General features: G+C 73.3%; 17 protein-coding genes and 1 tRNA gene. 13 read left to right on the plus strand and 5 right to left on the minus strand.

Going from position 1 to position 19,544, the window contains the following annotated elements:
* The first annotated feature begins 19 nt into the window (after nucleotides 1-19).
* The 4 genes from OG349_RS23435 (at nucleotide 20) to OG349_RS23450 (ending at nucleotide 3,072) form a co-directional block, all read left to right on the plus strand.
* Nucleotides 20-547, plus strand: a complete 528-nt coding sequence (locus OG349_RS23435; RefSeq protein WP_327236471.1) for a winged helix-turn-helix transcriptional regulator — start codon at nucleotides 20-22, stop codon at nucleotides 545-547.
* A 184-nt stretch (nucleotides 548-731) separates the two neighbouring features.
* The gene (locus tag OG349_RS23440) at nucleotides 732-1,043 is read left to right on the plus strand and encodes a DUF6412 domain-containing protein (protein WP_327236472.1); all 312 of its coding nucleotides are present in this window, start codon (nucleotides 732-734) and stop codon (nucleotides 1,041-1,043) included.
* A 164-nt stretch (nucleotides 1,044-1,207) separates the two neighbouring features.
* A complete protein-coding gene (locus tag OG349_RS23445) occupies nucleotides 1,208-1,972 on the plus strand; it encodes a YidC/Oxa1 family membrane protein insertase (protein ID WP_327236473.1) in 765 nt (254 codons plus the stop codon).
* A 239-nt stretch (nucleotides 1,973-2,211) separates the two neighbouring features.
* A complete protein-coding gene (locus tag OG349_RS23450) occupies nucleotides 2,212-3,072 on the plus strand; it encodes a fumarylacetoacetate hydrolase family protein (RefSeq protein WP_327236474.1) in 861 nt (286 codons plus the stop codon).
* Nucleotides 3,073-3,134: 62 nt separating this feature from the next.
* On the opposite strand, the gene OG349_RS23455 is transcribed toward OG349_RS23450, so the two are convergent.
* Together OG349_RS23455 and OG349_RS23460 are read right to left on the minus strand one after the other, a co-directional pair.
* Nucleotides 3,135-3,647 carry a heme-degrading domain-containing protein gene (locus OG349_RS23455; protein WP_327236475.1) on the minus strand — a complete coding sequence of 171 codons (513 nt, stop codon included), beginning with the start codon at nucleotides 3,645-3,647 and terminating at the stop codon, nucleotides 3,135-3,137.
* The gene (locus OG349_RS23460; protein WP_327236476.1) at nucleotides 3,644-4,741 is read right to left on the minus strand and encodes a Gfo/Idh/MocA family oxidoreductase; all 1,098 of its coding nucleotides are present in this window, start codon (nucleotides 4,739-4,741) and stop codon (nucleotides 3,644-3,646) included. Before OG349_RS23460 ends, OG349_RS23455 begins: the two co-directional genes overlap by 4 nt.
* A gap of 91 nt (nucleotides 4,742-4,832) precedes the next feature.
* Here OG349_RS23460 and OG349_RS23465 point away from each other — a divergent pair, with 91 nt between their 5' ends.
* The 6 genes from OG349_RS23465 to OG349_RS23490 all read left to right on the plus strand — a co-directional run bounded on the left by OG349_RS23465 (nucleotide 4,833) and on the right by OG349_RS23490 (nucleotide 11,371).
* Nucleotides 4,833-5,957 (plus strand): ROK family transcriptional regulator, encoded by a 1,125-nt coding sequence (locus tag OG349_RS23465; protein ID WP_327238686.1) that lies wholly within the window; start codon nucleotides 4,833-4,835, stop codon nucleotides 5,955-5,957.
* 365 nt (nucleotides 5,958-6,322) lie between these two features.
* Entirely contained in the window at nucleotides 6,323-7,675 is a 1,353-nt protein-coding gene (locus OG349_RS23470; RefSeq protein ID WP_327236477.1) for a hypothetical protein, read from the plus strand.
* A 217-nt stretch (nucleotides 7,676-7,892) separates the two neighbouring features.
* Nucleotides 7,893-8,672 (plus strand): HAD-IIA family hydrolase, encoded by a 780-nt coding sequence (locus OG349_RS23475; protein ID WP_327236478.1) that lies wholly within the window; start codon nucleotides 7,893-7,895, stop codon nucleotides 8,670-8,672.
* A gap of 93 nt (nucleotides 8,673-8,765) precedes the next feature.
* Nucleotides 8,766-9,467 (plus strand): hypothetical protein, encoded by a 702-nt coding sequence (locus tag OG349_RS23480; RefSeq protein ID WP_327236479.1) that lies wholly within the window; start codon nucleotides 8,766-8,768, stop codon nucleotides 9,465-9,467.
* A gap of 1 nt (nucleotide 9,468) precedes the next feature.
* Nucleotides 9,469-10,203, plus strand: coding sequence for a class F sortase (locus OG349_RS23485; RefSeq protein ID WP_327236480.1), 735 nt, complete (start codon nucleotides 9,469-9,471; stop codon nucleotides 10,201-10,203).
* 115 nt (nucleotides 10,204-10,318) lie between these two features.
* Complete coding sequence (locus OG349_RS23490; RefSeq protein WP_327238687.1) at nucleotides 10,319-11,371, plus strand: glycoside hydrolase family 6 protein; 1,053 nt, start codon at nucleotides 10,319-10,321, stop codon at nucleotides 11,369-11,371.
* 194 nt (nucleotides 11,372-11,565) lie between these two features.
* Here the strand turns inward: OG349_RS23490 and OG349_RS23495 are convergent.
* A tRNA-Lys gene (locus OG349_RS23495) sits at nucleotides 11,566-11,639 on the minus strand.
* Between the two features lie 184 nt (nucleotides 11,640-11,823).
* Between OG349_RS23495 and OG349_RS23500 the strand changes: the two genes are divergently transcribed.
* From OG349_RS23500 to OG349_RS23510, 3 genes are all read left to right on the plus strand, one after another.
* A complete protein-coding gene (locus tag OG349_RS23500) occupies nucleotides 11,824-13,299 on the plus strand; it encodes a peptidoglycan-binding protein (protein WP_327236481.1) in 1,476 nt (491 codons plus the stop codon).
* A 155-nt stretch (nucleotides 13,300-13,454) separates the two neighbouring features.
* Nucleotides 13,455-15,374 carry an SPFH domain-containing protein gene (locus OG349_RS23505; protein ID WP_327236482.1) on the plus strand — a complete coding sequence of 640 codons (1,920 nt, stop codon included), beginning with the start codon at nucleotides 13,455-13,457 and terminating at the stop codon, nucleotides 15,372-15,374.
* 136 nt (nucleotides 15,375-15,510) lie between these two features.
* A complete protein-coding gene (locus OG349_RS23510) occupies nucleotides 15,511-16,098 on the plus strand; it encodes a lytic polysaccharide monooxygenase auxiliary activity family 9 protein (protein ID WP_327236483.1) in 588 nt (195 codons plus the stop codon).
* Nucleotides 16,099-16,298: 200 nt separating this feature from the next.
* On the opposite strand, the gene OG349_RS23515 is transcribed toward OG349_RS23510, so the two are convergent.
* Nucleotides 16,299-18,758 (minus strand): ABC transporter permease, encoded by a 2,460-nt coding sequence (locus OG349_RS23515; protein ID WP_327236484.1) that lies wholly within the window; start codon nucleotides 18,756-18,758, stop codon nucleotides 16,299-16,301.
* Complete coding sequence (locus tag OG349_RS23520) at nucleotides 18,752-19,525, minus strand: ABC transporter ATP-binding protein (protein WP_327236485.1); 774 nt, start codon at nucleotides 19,523-19,525, stop codon at nucleotides 18,752-18,754. The genes OG349_RS23515 and OG349_RS23520 overlap by 7 nt, the downstream gene beginning before the upstream one ends.
* Between the last annotated feature and the right edge of the window lie 19 nt (nucleotides 19,526-19,544).

Consider the following 19,544-nt stretch of genomic DNA (forward strand, 5'->3'; position numbering starts at 1 on the left):
GACTTGTTAAGGTGACCGCATGGCTCTCGGGAAGGACTACACAACCCAGCAGTGCTCGATGGCCCGCGCGCTGGAGATCATCGGCGAACGCTGGACCCTCCTGGTCGTCCGCGACGCCTTCTACGGAGTCCGTCGCTACAACGACTTCCTCTCCCACCTCGGCCTGCCGCGCGCCGTCCTCGCCTCCCGCCTCCAGAGCCTGGAGCGGGCCGGCGTACTGGAGAAGCGCCGCTACCAGGACACCCCGCCCCGCGACGAGTACGTCCTGACCGAACGCGGTCTCGGCCTCTGGCCGATCGTGCGCTCGCTCAGCGTTTGGGGCCGCGAGCTCGACGGCTCCGAGCAGCTGCGGATCTTCACCCACGCCGTGTGCGGCACCGAACTGGGCGCGTACGGGGAGTGCTCCGCGTGCGCCGTGCCCGTACCGCCGCAGGACGTGGAGATGCTCCCGGGCCCCGGACTCGACCGGAATCCGGAGGACGCCGTGTGCCGGGCCCTGCTGCACCCCCGCCGGCTGCTCCGGCCGCTCGCCATGGATCCCGCGTAGCCGATCGCGTACGACCTGTCCGGTAGGGGCCGGTCCGGTATGGACCCCTCCGGTACGGACCTGTCCCGTACGGACCTGTCCCGTAAGACCGATCCTGTATAACGGTTGGAGTGCGCCCGACCCGCCCGGTCGGGACGACGAGCCCGACGAGCAGGGCGCCGAGGACGACAAAAGGGGGCAGGCCATGATCCGTACCGCATTGCGCCAGCTGCGCCCCGCCGGCCTGCTGCTCTTCCTCCTCACCGAAGTCATGCTGCTGGACGCCGGCAGCCTCTCCGCCGCCGTCGCGCTCGCCGCCACCGCCGCGGCCGGTACCGCGCTCGCCGTGTGCGCGCACATCAGCGCGCGCTCCGTGCCCGCCGTACCGCATCAGCGGGTACGGACCGCCATCCGCGACCGCGAGCAGCGCACCGCCTTCCTGCCGCAACGGGATCCCGACGCCTCCGGCCGCACCAGGGCCCGAGCGCCCGGCCGTCGTCTGCCGACGGCCGCGTAGGGGTTCACCGGGTTCACCACCGCTTCGGAGCTTCACCGCTTTAGCGCTCCACCGCTCTTCCCTCCCCCGCACCCTCTCCACCCCGGTGTCCCCGCGCGGGTCGTCCTGCCGCATTCACGAATTCCCATTCGTCCGGCACGACGAGACCCCACGGAGGGCTCACCATGTCTGTCTTCATGTCTGTCTTCGCCGACCTGGTCGGCAACTTCTCCGACCTGCTCCAGCCGGTCTTCCACCACGGTGCGGCCGCGGCGGCGATCATCCTCTTCACCGCGTTGGTACGGCTCGCGATCCACCCCCTCTCCCGGGCGTCCGCGCGCGGCCAGAAGGCCCGTACCAGGCTGGCCCCGCAGATCGCCGAACTGCGCAAGAAGCACGCCAAGAACCCCGAGCGCATGAAGACGGCGCTCATGGAACTGCACGCGGCGGAGAAGGTCTCGCCGTTGTCGGGCTGCCTGCCGAGCCTGTTGCAGATGCCGGCGTTCTTCCTCATGTACCACCTGTTCTCCAGCCGTCAGATCGGCGGCGGGGCCAACGAACTCCTCGGCCACTCCCTCTTCGCCGCCCCCCTCGGCGACCGCTGGGCCGACGCGCTCGCGCACGGGGGGATGTTCGGTGCGGCGGGTGCGGTGTACGTGGTCCTCTTCGCGATCGTCGCCGGGGTCGCGACCTTCAACTTCCGCCGGATGAAGCGGCAGATGGCGGCCGCGCCCGCGATGCCCGCCGGGCCGGACGGCCAGCAGGTCGCCGGACTCGGCACGATGATGAAGTTCATGCCGCTGATGTCCTTCGCGACGCTCTTCACGGTCGCCGTGGTGCCGCTGGCGGCCGCGCTGTACGTGGTGACGAGCACCACATGGACAGCGGCCGAACGGTACTTCCTCTACCGGGACATGCCACTGGCGGGGGCGCTGGCCAGCCCGGTGTGAGGGGGACGACGCGCGGGGGCGGCGTAAGGAGCAGCGGCGCGGGGAAGGGCTCCTGGTCGGTCCAGGTGATGAACGGGGCTTGCACAGTGATCGGATGTCTTGGAGGATCGGACGGCCCGCCTGCGGCTGTGTCCCCGGGCCGGGCCGCCCCGGACACCCGGCCCGGGGCCCGCCCCGTCCGGCCGACCCGGTCCGACCCGGCCCAGCTCCACCCCGCCCGACCAGAGGGAGAAACACCAATGAAGTTGTTGCGAGTCGGTACGGCGGGGGCGGAGCGCCCGGCGCTGCTCGACCAGGACGGTACGACCCTCCGGGACCTCTCCGGCCTGGTCACGGACGTCGACGGGGCGCTCCTCGCCGACGACGCCGCCCTGGAACGGGTACGCGCCGCCGCCGCCTCCGGCGACCTGCCCGTCCTCGACCCGAGCGGTCTGCGCATCGGGGCCCCGGTCGCGCGCATCGGAAAGATCGTCTGCATCGGCCTGAACTTTCACGACCACGCCCGCGAGACCGGCGCGGAAATCCCCTCCGAGCCGATCATCTTCTTCAAGGCTCCGGACACAGTGGTCGGACCTGATGACACGGTCCTCGTCCCTCGCCGCAGTGTGAAGACCGACTGGGAGGTCGAGCTGGCGGTGGTGATCGGCCGCACCGCGCGCTACCTCGACTCCGTGGAGGAGGCGCTGGCGCACGTCGGTGGCTACGCCGTCTCGCACGACGTCTCCGAGCGCGAGTTCCAGCTGGAGCGCGGGGGGCAGTGGGACAAGGGCAAGAACTGCGAGACGTTCAATCCGCTCGGCCCCTGGCTGGTCACGGCGGACGAGGTGCCGGACCCGCAGGCCCTCGCGATGAAGCTCAGCGTGAACGGTGAGGTCAAGCAGGACGGTACGACGGCGGACCAGATCTTCGGGGTCGGGGAAGTGGTGCGGTACGTCAGCCAGTTCATGACGCTGTACCCGGGAGACGTCATCAACACCGGTACTCCGGCGGGTGTGGCGCTGGGGCAGCCCGAGCCCAAGCCGTACCTGCGGCCCGGCGATGTGGTGGAGCTGGAGATCGCGGGGCTGGGTCGGCAGCGTCAGGAACTCAAGGGCGCGTAGGGCGCGTACCGGTGGAGGTGGGGCGGGGTGGTGGGTGCGGGGCCGCGCCCGCACCCACCCCCTCACTCCGCCGACAGCGCTTTCAGCTTCTCCAGCGCCTCCACCACCATCGCGTGGTCCTCCGCCTGCGGCAGTCCGGAGACCGTGACCGTGCCGATGACGCCGGCGCCCTCGACCGCGATCGGGACCGCGCCGCCGTGGGCCGCGTACCGGTCCGGGTCCAGGCGTGAGGACTCCTCGAACGTCGTGCCCTTCTCGCGGAAACGCGTGCCGACGAGGAACGAGCCGGCGCCGTACCGCTCGGCGACCCGCCTCTTGCGGTCGATCCAGGCGTCGTTGTCCGCCGTCGAGCCGGGCAGGGCGTAGTGGAACAGCTGTTGGGGACCCCGGCGGATGTCGATCGCCACCGGCGCCCGCCGCTCCCTCGCCAGCTCGACGAGGAGCGTGCCGAGCACCCACGCGTCGTCGTAAGTGAAGTGACGGAGGATCAGCTCTGCCTCCTGCGCTTCGAGTTCGGCCGCCGTGGGAGGGGTGGAGAGGGGCGTGGAGAGAGGGGTGGACAGCGGGGTACTCATGAGCGGGCCTCCAGGCTGATCGTGACACCCTCGCGCGCCGAGCGCCGGGCCGCTTCCAGGACGTCCAGGGCCGCCGCGGCCTCGTGCGCCGACACCGGCGGGGCCGTACCCTCGCGCAGTGCGGTGGCGATCCCCGCGTAGAACGCCGGGTAGTCGCCCGGCGCCGTCTCCACCGGCTCGCCGCCTCCGGTCGCCGGGGACTCGCCCGCGCCGATCCGGCCCCACATCGAGGGGGGTTCCAGCCCCCAGGGGGCGTACGTACCCGGCCGCCTGCCCTCGCGGAGGTCCGCCTCCTGCGGGTCGAGGCCGTACTTCACGTAACCCGCCTTCGAGCCCAACACCCGGAAGCGGGGGCCGAGTTGCGCGGTGGTGGCGCTGGCGTACAGGTGGGAGCGGACGCCGTTCGCGTGCGTGATCGCGAGGAAGGTGTCGTCGTCCGCCCGCGCGCCGGGGCGCCGTACGTCGGACTCCGCGTACACCCGTACCGCCGGGCCGAAGAGGACCAGCGCCTGGTCGACGATGTGGCTGCCCAGGTCGTACAGCAGCCCGCCGATCTCCTCCGCTGAGCCCGACTCGCGCCAGCCGCCCTTGAGTTGGGGGCGCCACCGCTCGAACCGCGATTCAAAGCGCTGTACGTCGCCCAGCTCGCCGGCCTCGATCAGGCGGGCGAGGGTGCGGAAGTCGTTGTCCCAGCGGCGGTTCTGGAAGACGGAGAGCAGCAGGCCGCGCGCCTCGGCGAGCGCGGCCAACTCCCGTGCTTCGGCGGCCGATCCGGCGAGCGGCTTGTCCACGACCACCGGCAGGCCGGCTTCGAGCGCGGCGGTCGCGAGCGGTACGTGGGTCTTGTTGGGGGAGGCGACGACGACCAGATCGAGCGTGTCCGCGCGCTCCCACAGCTCGTCCGGCGAGGCCGCGAACCGTACGCCGGGGAACTCGGCGCGCGCCTGCTCCTGGCGCTCGGGGTTCGAGGTGACGATCGTGTCGAGCACCAGGCCGTCGGTCGCGGTGATCAGGGGGGCGTGGAAGACGGAGCCCGCGAGGCCGTAGCCCACAAGGGCGACGCGCAGCGCGGTGCCAGTCCCGGTATCAGTCATGGGTCCACTTAAGCAACGCTGTTGCCAAAGTGCAAGAGCGGTGCAGAATGGCGGGGTGAACAGGGCGGCGGGTGCGGGAGGCGCGGCGGGTATGGGGGGCGTGGCGGGCGCGCATGTCGGGCCGGGGGCGAATCTGCCGGTGCTGCGCGGGCACAATGCCGCGCTCGTGCTCGACCTGCTCCGTACGGCGGGGGCAGGTGGCATCAGCCGGCTGGAGCTCGCCGAGCGCACGGGCCTGACCCCGCAGGCCGTCAGCAAGATCACCGCCCGGTTGCGTACGGAGGGGCTGGCCGTCGAGGCCGGTCGCCGGGCGTCCACCGGGGGGAAGCCGAGGACCGTCCTGCGGTTGGTGCCGTCCGCCGCGTACGCGGTGGGCCTCCACCTGGACCGCGACGAGCTGACGGCGGTCCTGGTGGACCTGGCCGGGGCGGTGGTGGCGGCACGGACCGTTCCGTTCGACCTGGGCGCGGGGGCGGCGGAGGTCGTCGAGACGGCGGTGGTGCAGGTGGGGCGGGTGGTGGGGGAGGGTGTGGGGGTGCGCGAGGCGGCGGGCGGCGGGGGGCTGCTCGGGGTCGGGGTCGCGATGCCGGGCCCCCTCGACCACCGCACCGGCGTGCTCCAGCGCGTCACCGGCTTCCCCGCGTGGGACGGCTACCCGCTGCGCGACGCGCTCGCCGAACGCCTGGGGCTCCCGGTGGTCCTGGACAAGGACACCAACGCCGCCGCCCTCGGCCTGGCCCTGCGCGGGCCCGGTGACTCCTTCGCGTACCTCCATCTCGGTACGGGGCTGGGCGCCGGGCTGGTCCTCGGCGGCGCGCTCCACCGGGGGGTCCGCACCGGGGCCGGGGAGTTCGGCCACCAGGTCATCCAGCTCGACGGGCCGCTGTGCGACTGCGGCAACCGGGGCTGTATCGAGGCGCTGTGCCTGGCGGCGGTGGCACGCGGCGATCGGGCGGAGGCGGCGCGGGTGCTCGGCGCGGGGGCGGCGAACCTGGTGGAACTGCTGGACATCGACCGGGTGCTGCTCGGCGGCCGGACGATCGCCGCGCACGAGGAGTGTTTTGTACGGGGCGTGGGGGCGGCGGTCGCGGAACGGGGCCGGGGTGCGGTGATTCCGGTGCGGGGCGCGGAGGGGGCCTATCCGGTGGCGGAGGGGGCGGCGCAGTTGGTGCTGGCTCCGGTGTTCGGGCGGGGGCGGGGGGCCGAACTGGGGTGAGGGGTGGGGTGATTGGCGGGAGGAGGCCGCTCTGGTGGTGTGGTGCCCTGGAGATGGGGGGCCGCTGCGGCGGTATCGGCGATCTCGTGGCACAGGGGTGCGGGGCCGTTGCGGCGGCGGTGGGTGCTGTCGGGGCGTGGCGGTGACACGATGTGCGGCGGCGTGATCCGGCGTGAGGCGTGCGAGCTTGGGCCGATTGAGCGTATTCATACGACTTTCATACCGTTCTGTGTCGTGGTGCCCCAGGGGCGGGGGTCGCGCGTGGCAGCGTCGGATCCGGTGCCGGCCGATGCCCGGCTGGCAGAGCCAGGAACCGGCACCGTCCGTGCCCTGACCGCTTCGCGAGCAGCAAAGGCCGTGCCCCCATGCGACTGCGTCATGCCCTCGCCCCCACACTCGGAGTCCTCGCGGCAACCGCCGTGGCCCCTGCCCTGACACCCCCGGCCCACGCCACGGTCCCCGACCTGCCCGCGACCACCCACGCGGCCCCGCCCGCCGTCGCGGCGGCCGCCGCCGGTGCGGTTGGCTCCGCCGAGCCCGTACGTGCCACGACCGCGACCGGAGCCGCCGGCCCGACCGGAGCCGCCGCCCCGACCGGAGTCGACACCGCCGACGCGGTCGGCGCGGCGCACGTTGCCCGTACGGCCGGCAGGGCCGGTCTCTCCGACACCGGGGACGCGGCCCGTACGCCTGCCACCCTGCGGACAGCCTGGGTCGCGCATGTCGTTGCCCTCGTCAGGGACGCGCGGGACGTTCGTGCGTCCGGAGGCGCCGGTGACGGTGCGACTCGCCGGCGCGATGGGGGAGGTAGGGCCTCTGGGATCGGTCGCGGGCCCGGCGTCGTAGGCGCCGCCCGCGTCGTCGTGGCCGCGCCCGAGGCCGATCGGCAGCCTCGCTGCGGGAAGGCGTCCGATCCTGACTTTCCCATCGACACCCGTATCCACGGGGGTCCGCGCTCCTACCGGCCCGGTGGTGGTCCGGGTACCTGGTACCTCGATCTCACCAACACCACCGCCGACACCTGCCACGACATCCACCCCGTGATCGTCCTCGTCGACCGGGCCCGGGTCCTCAAGTCCTCCCAGGTCAGGCTTCAGATGTCCGACGGCCGGGGCCCCTGGCGGACCCTCTCGCTGGAGCGGTCCGACGAGGACGAGACGCTCGGCATTCTGGACGACGGTTCGCCCGGTTTCGCCGTCCCCGCGGGACGTACCGTCACCGTCCGAGCCCGGCTCACCTTCGCCAAGGGCACCCGCGCCAACACGATCGAGATCAACTCCGCGACCGTGCAGCGCCGTGGTGACGACGGTGATTGGGTCGGGAAGTCCAACTCCTATCGTTTCTCCGTCGGCCGTGTGGAGCGGGGCGGCCACCTCGACCCCGACCCCGACCTTGACCTCGGCCTTGACATCGATCGGGACGTCACCGTCGACCCACCCAGCGGGCAGCCCACCGATCGTCCGGACGGGGGGCGTGCCACCGGCCGGCCCGCCGACAGCGCCGCGAGCCCCGGCGTCGGCGGCCACCGCGAGGAGACCCCAGGGGTCAGGCAGCCGCCGGGTGGCTTGTCGCCCGCCCCCGCGCTCCCCGACGACCCCGAACTCGCCGCGACCGGCCCCGGCGGCACCCTGGGCCGGACCCTCGCCGCCGGTGCGCTGCTCGCCATCGGAGGCGTGTTGTTCGTCGCCTTCCGGCGCCTGCGGGGCCGGCGGGGTTGAGAGGCGGGCCCGGGGCGCGGTGCACGGCCCCCGCCGCCGGCGTCCGCCAGCACTCCCAACAGGCCCGCCCCCAAAAGGAGTTCGACCTCCCCGCCGCCCCCCACCCCCGCCCCGCACCGCTCGCCCCGGACGCATGCGCGGTCCCGCCGTCCGCTCGTTACGCTGGATGGGTCGGACCGAGCATCATTTTGGCCACCGCAGAGCGGAGAACAATCCAGTGGCAGAGCGCAAGCCGATCGAATCCTGGCTCACCGACATGGACGGTGTCCTCATTCACGAAGGGGTTCCGATCCCCGGCGCGGCCGAGTTCCTCAAGGCGCTGCGGGAGTCGGGGAAGCCCTTCCTCGTTCTCACCAACAACTCCATCTACACCCCCCGCGACCTCCAGGCCAGACTCGCCCGCATGGGGCTCGACGTGCCGGTGGCCAACATCTGGACGTCGGCGCTCGCCACCGCCAAGTTCCTGGAGTCCCAGCGGCCCGACGGAACGGCGTACGTGATCGGCGAGGCCGGACTGACCACCGCCCTGCACGACATCGGCTACATCCTCACGGACCACGAGCCGGACTACGTGGTGCTCGGCGAGACCCGTACGTACAGCTTCGAGGCCCTGACCAGGGCGATCCGGCTGATCAACGGCGGCGCGCGGTTCATCTGCACGAACCCCGACGAGACCGGCCCCTCCACCGAGGGCCCGCTGCCCGCCACCGGCGCGGTCGCCGCCCTGATCACGAAGGCGACCGGCAAGGACCCGTATTTCGCGGGCAAGCCGAACCCGCTGATGATGCGCACCGGGCTCAACGCCATCGGCGCGCACTCCGAGACCAGCGCCATGATCGGCGACCGGATGGACACGGACGTACTGGCCGGCCTGGAGGCCGGGATGGAGACCTTCCTGGTGCTCACCGGAGTGACCACACCGGCGGAGATCGACCGCTATCCGTTCCGTCCCTCGTCGGTCGTTGACTCGATCGCCGACCTTGTGGACCGTATCTGAGCAGGTCAGCGGGGTGCGCCAAGAGGTAGGCGGCCGCTGCGGATGCGAAAACCCGCCGCGCGGGTGAGCCTGGCGTCTACCAGGAGGTTCACCATGCGTTCAAGGTTGCTCGCTCTCCGTACCACCGGTGCGGCCGCCGCACTGGTGGTCGTCCCCGTCCTCGGCGCCACCGTTCTCGGCGCCACGGTCCTCGGCGCCACCGCCGCACAGGCCGACGAGTCCGTACGTGTCACTGTCACCCCGGCGACCGTCGCCCCCGGCGGCGAGGTCGCGATCCGGGTCGACGGCTGCAAGAGCCGGTTCGGTACGGCCAGGTCCCAGGTCTTCGTCCTGGAGGCCGGCCTCTCGGGCCCGCTGTTCGGCCGAGGGGGCCGCGACGAGGGCCCGCCGCCCCGCGAAGAAGGCGCGTACGGCAGTGAAGAAGCCGGTCGCGAAGACGGCCGGAAATCACCCCTGTTCGGGCAGGCGGCCATCAAGTCCGAAGCCGCCTCCGGCACCTACGAGGTCAAGGTCAAGTGCGACGGCCACGGCCGCTCCGGCGCGGGCATCGTCCAGGTGGTCCACTCCCGGCCGACCCATCACCGGCCCACCCACCACGCCAGCCCGGTCGCACCGGTCCGCGCGGGCGGCGGCGGTACGGCGGTCCTCGCCGCGGACGGACGGGACTCCGGCAAGGCGGACGGCCCCGGCACCCGTCACGCGGTGATCGGTCTCGTCCTGGCCGGTGTCGCCGCGGTCGCGGTGGCGTACAGGAGCGTGCGACGGCAGCGGTCGGCCGCGCGGGACGCGGACTGACATGTCCACCGGCGAGCGCACCACGGGCACCGCAGGCACCACGGGCACCGCAGGCACCAAAGGCGCCACAGGCACCAAGGGTTCCGGCAGGCTGCTGACCGGAGTGGCCTGGGCCGTCCTGCTGCTGGGTCTGTGGCTCTGGGGCCGCGACGCCACCGGCGGCACCGGCGGCCAGTCGCAGCCCACGACCGGTGACGTGGCCGCGGTCGGCCGCCCGCTGGACGGCGTACCGCTGCCCGCCGCCCGCGAACCGCTGGAGCCGTCGGAGCCGCGGCGCGTCGAGGTCCCCTCGCTGGGGATCGCGGCGCCCGTCGCGCCCCGTGGGCTGGACAGCGCGGGGGCGGTCGACCCACCGCCGTACGGGACACCACAGACGGTCGGCTGGTACGGCCGCGGTGCGCAGCCGGGCGCGGCGGGCACCGCCCTGTTCGTCGGGCACGTCGACACCGAGACGAAGCCGGCCGTCTTCTACGGGCTCAGCTCGGCGCGGCCCGGCGCGAAGGTCCGGGTGGCCAGGAGCGACGGTTCCGTCGCCGAGTTCACCATCGACGACGTGCAGGTTTTCAGCCGGGAGCGGTTCGACGCGAAGAAGGTCTACGGACCGCGCGAGAAGTCGCGTGCCGAGCTGCGGCTGATCACGTGCGGCGGGACGTTCGACAAGAAGGCCGGCGCGTACACGGCGAACGTGGTGGTGTCGGCGTACCTGACGGGCGTGGACGAGGCCCGCGACAGCTGAGCGTTTCCCCGGGCCCCCGAGAGGCGGGGCCCGGAGACTTCATGCCGGACTCGCCCGGGCGAGGGGGCCCGGAAACCGTAATGTGGGGGCCGTGGTCCTTGACTTGGGGGAGCGGATGGACGGCAGTGCGGTACGGGCCACGGCCCTCGCGGCGGGTGCGCTGCTCCTGCTCGCGGGCTGCTCGTCCGGTGGCTCGGGCGGCTCCGGCGGCGATGGTCCCGACGGGCCCGACGGTCCCGGCCGGGGCGAGCGTGCCGCCTCCTCCGCGCCCGTCGGCCAGCGCCCCGAGGCGGAGGTGCCGTACTGGGTGGATCCCGACAGCACGGCCGCCCGCGAGGCCGTCGTGTACGCGGACCGGGGCGATCTGAAGAGCGCGCGGCTCCTCAGGAAGATCGCCGAACAGCCCGCCGCGTCGTGGATCGGCCCCGACGACCCGAGGGCGCGGGCGGAGGCGGTGACGACGGCGGCCACCGAGGCCCACCGGGACGCGCTGCTGGTGCTCTACAACATCCCGCACCGCGACTGCGGCCAGTACTCGAAGGGCGGCGCCGCCGACGGTGACGCGTACCGGACGTGGATCGACGAGGTCGCGGAAGGGATCGGCGCGCGCCGGGCCACGGTGATCCTGGAGCCGGACGCCGTCCTGCACCTGGCGGACGGCTGCACTCCGGAAGCGTTCCGCGAGGAGCGGTACGGCCTGCTCGGCGCGGCGGTCGAGCGGCTCGGCCGGCAGCCCGGCACCTCCGTCTACCTCGACGCGGGCAATCCGGGCTGGCGCACGCCCGACGCGCTCTTCGAGCCGCTGCGGCGCGCCGGCCTCGCGCAGGCGGACGGCTTCGCGGTGAACGTGTCGAACTTCTTCCCGACCGCCGAGAGCGTGGACTTCGGCAAGCGGCTCTCCGCGCGGGTCGGCGGCAAACCGTTCGTGATCGACACCAGCCGCAACGGCAACGGCTCGTACACCTCGGGGGATCCCGGCGAGAACTGGTGCAACCCGCCGGGCCGCGCGCTCGGCGAGGCGCCGACCGTCAGGACCGGTGATCCGCTGGTCAAGGCGTATCTGTGGATCAAGCGGCCGGGGGAGTCGGACGGCGAGTGCAGGGGCGGCCCGCGGGCGGGCGAGTGGTGGGCGGAGTACGCGGTGGGGCTGGCACGCAACGGGGCGTGAAACCGGCGTGCGCGGGTGAAGGGCGTACGTACGCGGAGGGCGCACGCACGCGCACGCTCCCGGCACACGCCCTCGGCGTGCGAACCCTAACAATGGCGGACATACGCCACGTTTCCGAGGTGTACGGGAAGCGTGGCTTCGTACGGGAACAGGCGAAGCCCCCTCACGTGACGTGAGAGGGCTTCGACCGTCGGTGCGCCGTCAGGGACTCGAACCCCGGACCCGCTGATTAAGAGTCAGCTGCTCTAACCAACTGAGCTAACGGCGCGCGCTGACCTGGAGAACTCTACCCGATCGCCGGCGGTGGGCCGGACCAGGTGAGGGCCCTTGCGGCCTGTCGGATAGTCGTTTTTTACCTTTGATCCGTCAAAATGCGACTTGTCCAGACAGTTGAGACACTGGCGCCCGTGCAGTCGCGTCGACAGATCTTGATGAGTGTGGAGGGGATTCGCATGACCGTCCCGGCCTTCGAGGAATACGAGCCCGCTCCTGACTGCCCCTGCCCCGGATGCGCCGGGCGGCGCCGGGATCTGGCGAGAGGGCTGCCGGTACGGGCCGGCGGCCACCCGGGCGCACACGGCGCCCGGCGGGCGTTGGTGCTGGTCACAGCGGCGGGGGTCGCCTTCGGCGCGACGGGACTGGATGCGCGGGCCGACATCGGGCCTGACGGGACGGGCTTCGACGGGATCGCGTCCTCGGCCGACCTGTCCGGTGCCGGTGCCGGGGCCTCGGTCGGCGCCGTCGCCGGTGCCGGAGCGGTGCCGGGGGCCGTGCTCACCGCCGTGCCCGGTGGCGAACCCGACCCGGAGACCCCGCAGGGCGGCAGCGGCCCGTTGTACGGGCGGCCGTCGCCCGGTCCCGTGGCGGGGACGGTCGAGCCGCTGCGCGCCACGACCCGGGCGGACATCATCAACCGCGCCAAGCGGTGGGTGAGCGCACAGGTGCCGTACAGCATGAGCAAGTACTGGTCCGACGGATACCGCCAGGACTGCTCCGGCTATGTCTCGATGGCGTGGAACCTCGCGGGCAACGAATGGACCGGCAGCCTCGCGCAGTACGGCGTGAAGATCGCGCGGGAGGACCTCCAGCCGGGGGACATGCTGCTCTTCCACAACCCGTCCGACCCCAACAAGGGGTCGCACGTCACGCTCTTCGGCGGCTGGACGGACTACACGCACGCGTACTACATCGCGTACGAGCAGACCCAGCCGCACACGCGGACGCAGTCCACGCCGATGGCGTACTGGAACAACTCCGCGCGGTACGTGCCGTATCGCTACCGGGGGCTGACGGAGGGCACCGAGGGTGCCGGCGGCAGCACGTCGACAACGGTGCGGTACCCGGGCGCGCGGGCGTTCGGCCCCGGCGCGCACAACACGTACGTCACCCAGCTCGGCCGGATGCTCGTGGAGCGCGGCGCCGAACGCTTCTACAGCCTGGGTCCGGGGCCGCGCTGGGAGGAGGCGGACCGGCGGGCCACGCGCGCGTTCCAGCTCGCCCAGGGCTGGCGCGGCGCGGAGGCGGACGGGCTGCCCGGGCCGCAGACGTGGCGGCTCCTGGTGAACGGCCTGGGCAAGGGCATCGCGGACGCGGGCGGGAAGAACACGGGTCGGGCGGCCGGGGGTGGCGCGGCCTCCGGTGGTGGCGCCTCCGCCGGTCGGGCCGCTTCCGGTGGTACGACGGCGGGGGTGCCGGCGTATCCGGGCCTCGGGTCCTTCCGGCCCGGCCGGTCGGGTCCGTACGTCGAGCGGCTCGGCGAACGGCTGGTGAGGAAGGGCTTCGGCAGGCACTACACCTCGGGTCCGGGCCCGAGCTGGGGCGAGGCGGACCGCCGCAACGTCGAGGCGTTCCAGCGCGCCCAGGGCTGGCGCGGCAGCGCGGCGGACGGCTACCCGGGACCCGAGACGTGGCGGCGACTCTTCGGATGACGGAGGCAAGGATGACGACGAGGGCGGGACAGCACGACGAAGGTGGTCCGGGACCGGGTCGGGGTACGGGTCCGGGGCCTCGTCCGGAGGGGCACGCCTCCGGCCCCGTCGCGCCGGCGCGGATGCCCGCGTTCGACGGCACACACTGCCGGCCGGTGACGGTGCACGCGGACGGCCGCGTCGAGCCGGTGCTGCCTTCTTCCGCCGTGACGGCGGAGCCGGAGCCGGTCCATGGGATCTCCGCCGACACGGAGAGGGCGGACGCGGTGGGGCCCGGCGGCCCGGCTCGGGGCGGGCGGAGGGAGGGGCCGGACGACACGGGGGCCGCCGACAGCGGCGGTTCCGGCGTCCGGGAGCGCGAGGCGGGTGTGGGCGACACGGCCTGCAACACGGCCTACAACACCGCGGACAACGCCTCCGACAACACGTCCGACAACACGTCCGACAACACCGCCGTCCTTCCCGCTGTCCTCGCCACCGGCGGTCCCGGGCGGGACGCCGAACGGGACTCCGAGCCGGGCCCGGTCGTGGATCCGGCCTCCCGTCCGTCGGTGCGTCAGGTTCTCGGACGCGATCTGCCCGGTCCCGTGGAGCACCTCGCTCCCGCCCACCCGCTCACCCCGGCGCTGCGCCCGATCCCCGGGCGCGAGCTGAACGCGCCCGCCGGAATCGCCCCGCTCGCCTCCTCGGCGGAGGAGCCCGAGCCCCGGTCCGTGCCGCCGGTGCCGTCGGCGCCCGAACCGCCGTCGGCGGCGTTGACCTCTTCCGTACCGCCGTCAGAGCCCCGGTCGGTCGGGCCTGCCGCCGTACCGCCGATCGCGCCCCGGACGGGGTCGCCGTCCGTTCCGGCGGCCTCCACGCCCGCCGTATCGTCCGCGTCGACCCCCTCCACGCCCCACGCCCGCGTCTCCGGCGACGGTGCGGGCCCGCGCGCCGGTGAGGGCGAAGGAGCCGGTACCGCAGCCGGTGTCACCGCCGACGCCTCCGGCGAGACCGCCCGCTGGAGCAGTCCGCTCATCGTGGGGGAGTCCACCCACGAGATCCCCGTCCATCTCCTCTTCCGCGACGAGACCGGCCCCTCCCTCCCCGCCGCCGGCGCGCGGCGCATGCGGCGGGTGCCCGCCTCCGCGGCCGGGCCCGTCGTGCCGGTACGGGCCGCTCCGCCCGTCGATCCCAAGCTCGTCGAGCGGCCGGGGCCCGTACTGCCGGGCTGGGTCGCCGCGTTCGCCGGGCTCGCGGCCGTCGTCGCCTGCGCCGTGGTGGTCTGGTGGGCCGGGGCCGTCCCCGACGCCGTCAACACCGTGCTCCGGCTGCCCTCCCCCGCGTACCACGGCATCACCCTGGGGGAGTGGGCGCTGCTGGCGCTCGGGGTGACCGTCGCCCTCTTCGCCTTCGGCGGGCTCGGGCGCGGGCGGGTCGGGCAGGCCTGGGTGCTGACGCTGTTCGGCGACTACCGGGGGAGCGTGCGCCGTACGGGACTCCTCTGGGTCAGCCCGCTGCTGCTGCGCCACAAGGTGGACGTACGGCTCAGGCACTGGCGCAGCGAGCCGGTGCCGGCGGTCGACGCGAACGGTACGGCGCTGCGGGTGGTCGTCCTCGTCGTGTGGCGGGTCAAGGACACCGTGCGCGCCGCGCTCGGCGTACGGGACCACGAGGAGTACCTGCGCGAGCAGGTCGAGGCGGCGATGGCGCGTGTCCTGTCGCAGCTGCCCGCCGACGCGTTCCACGACGACGCCCCGACCCTGCGCGACGCGGAGGCCGTCGGTGACGCGCTGACCCGGATGCTGTCGGCGGAGTGCCGGCCTGTCGGCGTCGAGGTCTTCTCGGCGCAGCCGACGCGGATCGAGTACGCCCCCGAGATCGCCGAGGCCATGCAGCGCAGCCGGATCGCCGCGATCGACGCCCGGCACCGGGACAGCGTGCTCACGTCGGTGGTCGACGCGGTGGACGACACCGTGCACCGGCTGACATCGCGCGGACTGGTCGAACTGGACGACTACGAGCGTAAAGCCCTGGTCAAAGACCTCACGGTGGCCTTCTACACCGGCCGGCAGGGCGCCGCGGAGAGATTCTGATTGGTCTGGACCGCACTTGTTATGGACACGGTCAAGTTCCGTTAATACTCTAGTGCTTGGTCTAGACCGCAGACTGTTCTCACCTGCACGCGTGCAGTACGGCTCACCGAACTCCCCACGTTCTCTGGAGCGAAGCATGCGAAAGAAAATAGGCGCGGCCGTGGTCGGCCTCGCGATCGCCGGCGTGTCCTTCGTCGGCACCGGCAGCGCCAGCAGCCATGGCTACACCGACCAACCGCTCAGCCGTCAGAAGCTCTGTGCCAACGGCACGGTGTCCAACTGCGGCAACATCCAGTGGGAGCCGCAGAGCGCCGAGGGCCCCAAGGGCTTCCCGGCGGCCGGCCCCCCCGACGGGCAGCTGTGCTCCGCCGGCCTCGGCCAGTTCAACCAGCTCAACGACCAGCGCAACGGTGCCTGGCCGACCACGAAGGTGACGAGCGGCGCGAACTACAACTTCCGTTGGCAGTTCACCGCGAGCCACGCCACGACGGACTTCAAGTACTACATCACCAAGCAGGGCTGGAACTCCAACGCGCCGCTCACCCGCGCCGCTCTGGAGACCCAGCCGTTCCTGACGGTGCCGTACAACAACGCGCGGCCGCCGTTCACGCTGTCGCACTCGGGCAAGCTTCCCTCCCGGACCGGCCGGCACATGATCCTGGGCGTGTGGACGATCGCCGACACGGCGAACGCGTTCTACTCCTGCTCGGACGTCCAGTTCTGACGGTTCGTCGATCGTCAGTCCGCAGTCCGCAGTCCTCAGTCCTCAGGATGAGGTAGCGACCCCGGCGGCCGTGGTGGCAGCGGCGATCGGGGCCGGTACGTCGTAGTCAGGCGCCCGGGGAGCGGGGCACCGTCGGTCCGCCGCCGTCGGCCCCGCTCCCCGGGACGCCGCCCTTCACCCGGGCGGGCGCGTGCGCGGTGTCATTCGTGTACCTCGGCCAGTTGAACCGGCCGCCGCCGCAGCGACAGCCACGCCGGTACGACCGCCGCGACCACCGCCGTCGCCGCGCAGGCGGCCGCGACCGTGACGAGTGCGGACCAGGGCATCACCGGTACGGAGGGCACGCGCAGCACGCCCAGCGCGCCCCACATTCCCAGCAGGTTGAGCCCGGCGACCAGGACGCCGCCCACCGCGCCCACCGCCACGACCGTCACCGCCTCCGCCGCGACGAGCCACAGCACCTGCGCCTTCGTCGCCCCCGCGAGCCGCAGGACGGCCAGGTCGCGGACCCGGTCGGCGGTCGCCATCACCATCGTGTTCGCCAGGGCGATCCCGCTGTAGAGCAGGGCGATGCCGAGGACGAGCAGAAGGCCGACGCGGGTTCTGCCGTCGGTCTCCGGGGAACTGGCCGCCACATAGGCCGCCTTGGTGAAGACCCGGCCGCCGTCCGCGACAGCCGTCCGAAGGGCGGCGCCTACCGTACGCGCGTCCGCGCCCTCCCCGAGCGTGACGTCGACGCGGTCCACCGGCGCGCCCGCCGCGTTGCGGGGGGTCACGTACACCCCGTTGCCGCCGGTCCCGGCCCGCATCACCGCCGCGATACGGAGCGTTCTGCGCGTACCGTCGCCGAGCCGGACGTCCACGGACCGGCCGACCGTGTGCTGCCGCCACTCGTCGTTGACGATGATCGAGCGGTCGTCCAGATCGGCCACCCGCCCTGCCACCAGGGGGAGCCGGGCCGTCGCGGCGAGCGCCGACGGCTCCGCCGCGCGGGCGTCGGACCTGATCAGCGCGACCCCGTCCTCCAGGACGTAGACGGCCCCCGCCGAGGTCGGCGAGATCTCGGTACCGGGGATCCGGCGCATCCGGGCGACGGTCGCCGCGTCGAAGCCCGTGTCGGCGGCGCCGGACACCACGAAGTCCGCCGTGGTACGCCGCTGGATCTCCCCGGTCTTCGCGCCGGCGACGGTGGCCACGGCGCCGAGGAGCGAACCGGCCAGCGCCACGGTGACGAGGACGGGCGCGGCGACGGCCGACGTACGGCGGATCCCGGCGCACGCGTTCGCCCGCACCAACAGGCCGGTGGCGCCCCGGAGTCGGGCCTGCGGCCAGGTCAGCAGCCGGATCAGCGGGCGGACCAGGACGGGCGCGAGCAGGGCGAACGCCGTGATCAGGAGCATCGGGCGGCTGGTGTACGCCTTGCGGCCGAGCAGGCTGCCCGGTTCGGTCGCCAGGGTGAAGGCGAGCAGCCCCAGCCCGGTCAGCAGCAGCCCCGCGCCGAAGACCCTGCGGCCCCACGTCATGATCCCGCTGTCGACCGCCGCGTCGCGCAGTGCCTCCGCCGGGCCGACAGAGCCCGCCCGCCAGGACGCGGCGACCACCCCGGCGAGGGCCACCGACAGCCCGGTCCAGAAGGCCAGGTGGTACGGCCAGCTGGACGTGCCGATCGCGAACCAGGCGGGCGCGACACCGCTGTCCACCAGCCAGGCTGCCAGCTTCGGCGCGGCGGCGGCGCCGAGCACACATCCCGTCGCCGAGGCCAGTACGCCGACCACCGCCGCCTCGGCGAACACCGTGCTCCGGATCTGTCCCGGAGTGGCGCCGGCCGTGCGCAGGAGCCCGAACTCCCGCCGCCGCTGGGCGACTCCGAACGCGAAGGTCGAGGCGACGACAAAGACGGAGACAAAGCCGGTGACCCCCGCCGCCGTGCCCAGCATCGTGTTCACCACGACCAGGGCCTCGCCGTCCCGGTCCGGATCGGCGTCCGCCTCCGCACGGCCGCGGCCCGTCAGCACCCGTACCCCCGGGGTGTCCGCCACCGCTGCCCGTACGGCTCCGGCCTCCGCCACCACGGCCAACTGACGCACCGGCGGGGAGAGTTCGGCGGAGCGGGTGTCGGTGAAGAACAGCGCGTCCTCGAAGCCGAGGTCCCGTACGGTGCCGACCACCGTGACCGTGCCCCGGTCGGTCCGTATCCGCAGGCCCGGGGCGGCCCAACTCCCCGTGGCCGCCACCTCGTCGGCGGCGGAGGGCGCCCGGCCCGTGCCGAGGCGGTACGGCGCGAACGCGGCGGTGGACCACGGATGACCCACCAGAACGGCGGGGGCCGCCGCTCCCGACGCCCGTACCGCGAAGGAGCGGTCCTCGACCGTACGGCCGACGGCGGCCACCTTCGTCACGAGCGCGGCGGACAGGGGCGGGGGAAAGTCCAGCTCCTTGGTCCTGGCCCCGCTCGGAGTCGGTACGCGCAGGGTGTCGGACGCCTTCACCACCACCGGGGCCACCGCGAACCGTTCGGGACGGCGGTCGGGGGCGTCCAGGCTCGCTGCCAGGGCCAGCCCCATCGTGGCGATGAGCCCGACGCCCAGCGCCAGGGCGACAAAGCTGCCGACGAAGGTGGTCCAGCGGGCGCGGAGGGTCCGCAGGGCGACACTCAGCACGACGCTACCTCCGGCCGGACGGTCTCCAGCATGGTCATCCGGCGCGCGACGTCCTCGGCGGTCGGCGCGGGCAGTTCGCCGTCGACCCGCCCGTCGACCAGGAACACCACACGGTCGGCGTACGAGGCGGCGACCGGGTCGTGGGTGACCATGACGATCGTCCGGGCCTCCCGGTCGACCATGGCGCGCAGCAGGGAGAGCACCTCGCGGCCGGTCCGCGAGTCGAGGGCGCCCGTCGGCTCGTCGGCGAACAGCACCTCGGGGCGGGTGATCAACGCGCGGGCCAGCGCGACCCGTTGCTGCTGCCCGCCGGACATCTCCGAGGGCCGGTGGCGGACCCGGTCGCCGAGGCCGACCTCCGCCAGCGCCTCCCGTACCCGGGCCCGCGAGGCGCGGTGTCCCGCGAGCCGCAGGGGCAGTGCCACGTTCTGCTCGGCGGTCAGGGCGGGCAGCAGGTTGAAGGCCTGGAAGACAAATCCGACCCGGCGCCGGCGCAGCCGGGTCAGCCGGGCCTCGGAGAGCGCGGTGAGTTCCGTACCGCCGAGGGTCACCGAGCCGGACGTGGGGCGGTCGAGGCCGGCCGCGCACTGGAGCAGCGTGGACTTGCCGGAGCCCGAAGGGCCCATCACGGCGGTGAAGGTGGCCGGGGGGAAGGCGAGCGAGACCCGGTCGAGGGCGGTGACGGCGTCCGCCCCGGTCCCGTACGTACGGCTCACGGAGGCCAGCCGCACGGCGTCGCCGGTGTCATTTCTGCTGGGGTGGGTCATGGCTCCCACTCCATCCGGG

Source organism: Streptomyces sp. NBC_01317 (genome assembly GCF_035961655.1).
Taxonomy (GTDB): Bacteria; Actinomycetota; Actinomycetes; order Streptomycetales; family Streptomycetaceae; genus Streptomyces.

Bases quoted from the DNA above. Each gene is read 5' to 3' on its own strand.
- OG349_RS23435 (WP_327236471.1), top strand. From the start codon at position 20: ATGGCTCTCGGGAAGGACTACACAACCCAGCAGTGCTCGATGGCCCGC.
- OG349_RS23440 (WP_327236472.1), top strand. From the start codon at position 732: ATGATCCGTACCGCATTGCGCCAGCTGCGCCCCGCCGGCCTGCTGCTC.
- OG349_RS23445 (WP_327236473.1), top strand. From the start codon at position 1,208: ATGTCTGTCTTCATGTCTGTCTTCGCCGACCTGGTCGGCAACTTCTCC.
- OG349_RS23450 (WP_327236474.1), top strand. From the start codon at position 2,212: ATGAAGTTGTTGCGAGTCGGTACGGCGGGGGCGGAGCGCCCGGCGCTG.
- OG349_RS23455 (WP_327236475.1), bottom strand. From the start codon at position 3,647: ATGAGTACCCCGCTGTCCACCCCTCTCTCCACGCCCCTCTCCACCCCT.
- OG349_RS23460 (WP_327236476.1), bottom strand. From the start codon at position 4,741: ATGACTGATACCGGGACTGGCACCGCGCTGCGCGTCGCCCTTGTGGGC.
- OG349_RS23465 (WP_327238686.1), top strand. From the start codon at position 4,833: ATGGGGGGCGTGGCGGGCGCGCATGTCGGGCCGGGGGCGAATCTGCCG.
- OG349_RS23470 (WP_327236477.1), top strand. From the start codon at position 6,323: ATGCGACTGCGTCATGCCCTCGCCCCCACACTCGGAGTCCTCGCGGCA.
- OG349_RS23480 (WP_327236479.1), top strand. From the start codon at position 8,766: ATGCGTTCAAGGTTGCTCGCTCTCCGTACCACCGGTGCGGCCGCCGCA.
- OG349_RS23485 (WP_327236480.1), top strand. From the start codon at position 9,469: ATGTCCACCGGCGAGCGCACCACGGGCACCGCAGGCACCACGGGCACC.
- OG349_RS23490 (WP_327238687.1), top strand. From the start codon at position 10,319: ATGGACGGCAGTGCGGTACGGGCCACGGCCCTCGCGGCGGGTGCGCTG.
- OG349_RS23500 (WP_327236481.1), top strand. From the start codon at position 11,824: ATGACCGTCCCGGCCTTCGAGGAATACGAGCCCGCTCCTGACTGCCCC.
- OG349_RS23510 (WP_327236483.1), top strand. From the start codon at position 15,511: ATGCGAAAGAAAATAGGCGCGGCCGTGGTCGGCCTCGCGATCGCCGGC.
- OG349_RS23520 (WP_327236485.1), bottom strand. From the start codon at position 19,525: ATGACCCACCCCAGCAGAAATGACACCGGCGACGCCGTGCGGCTGGCC.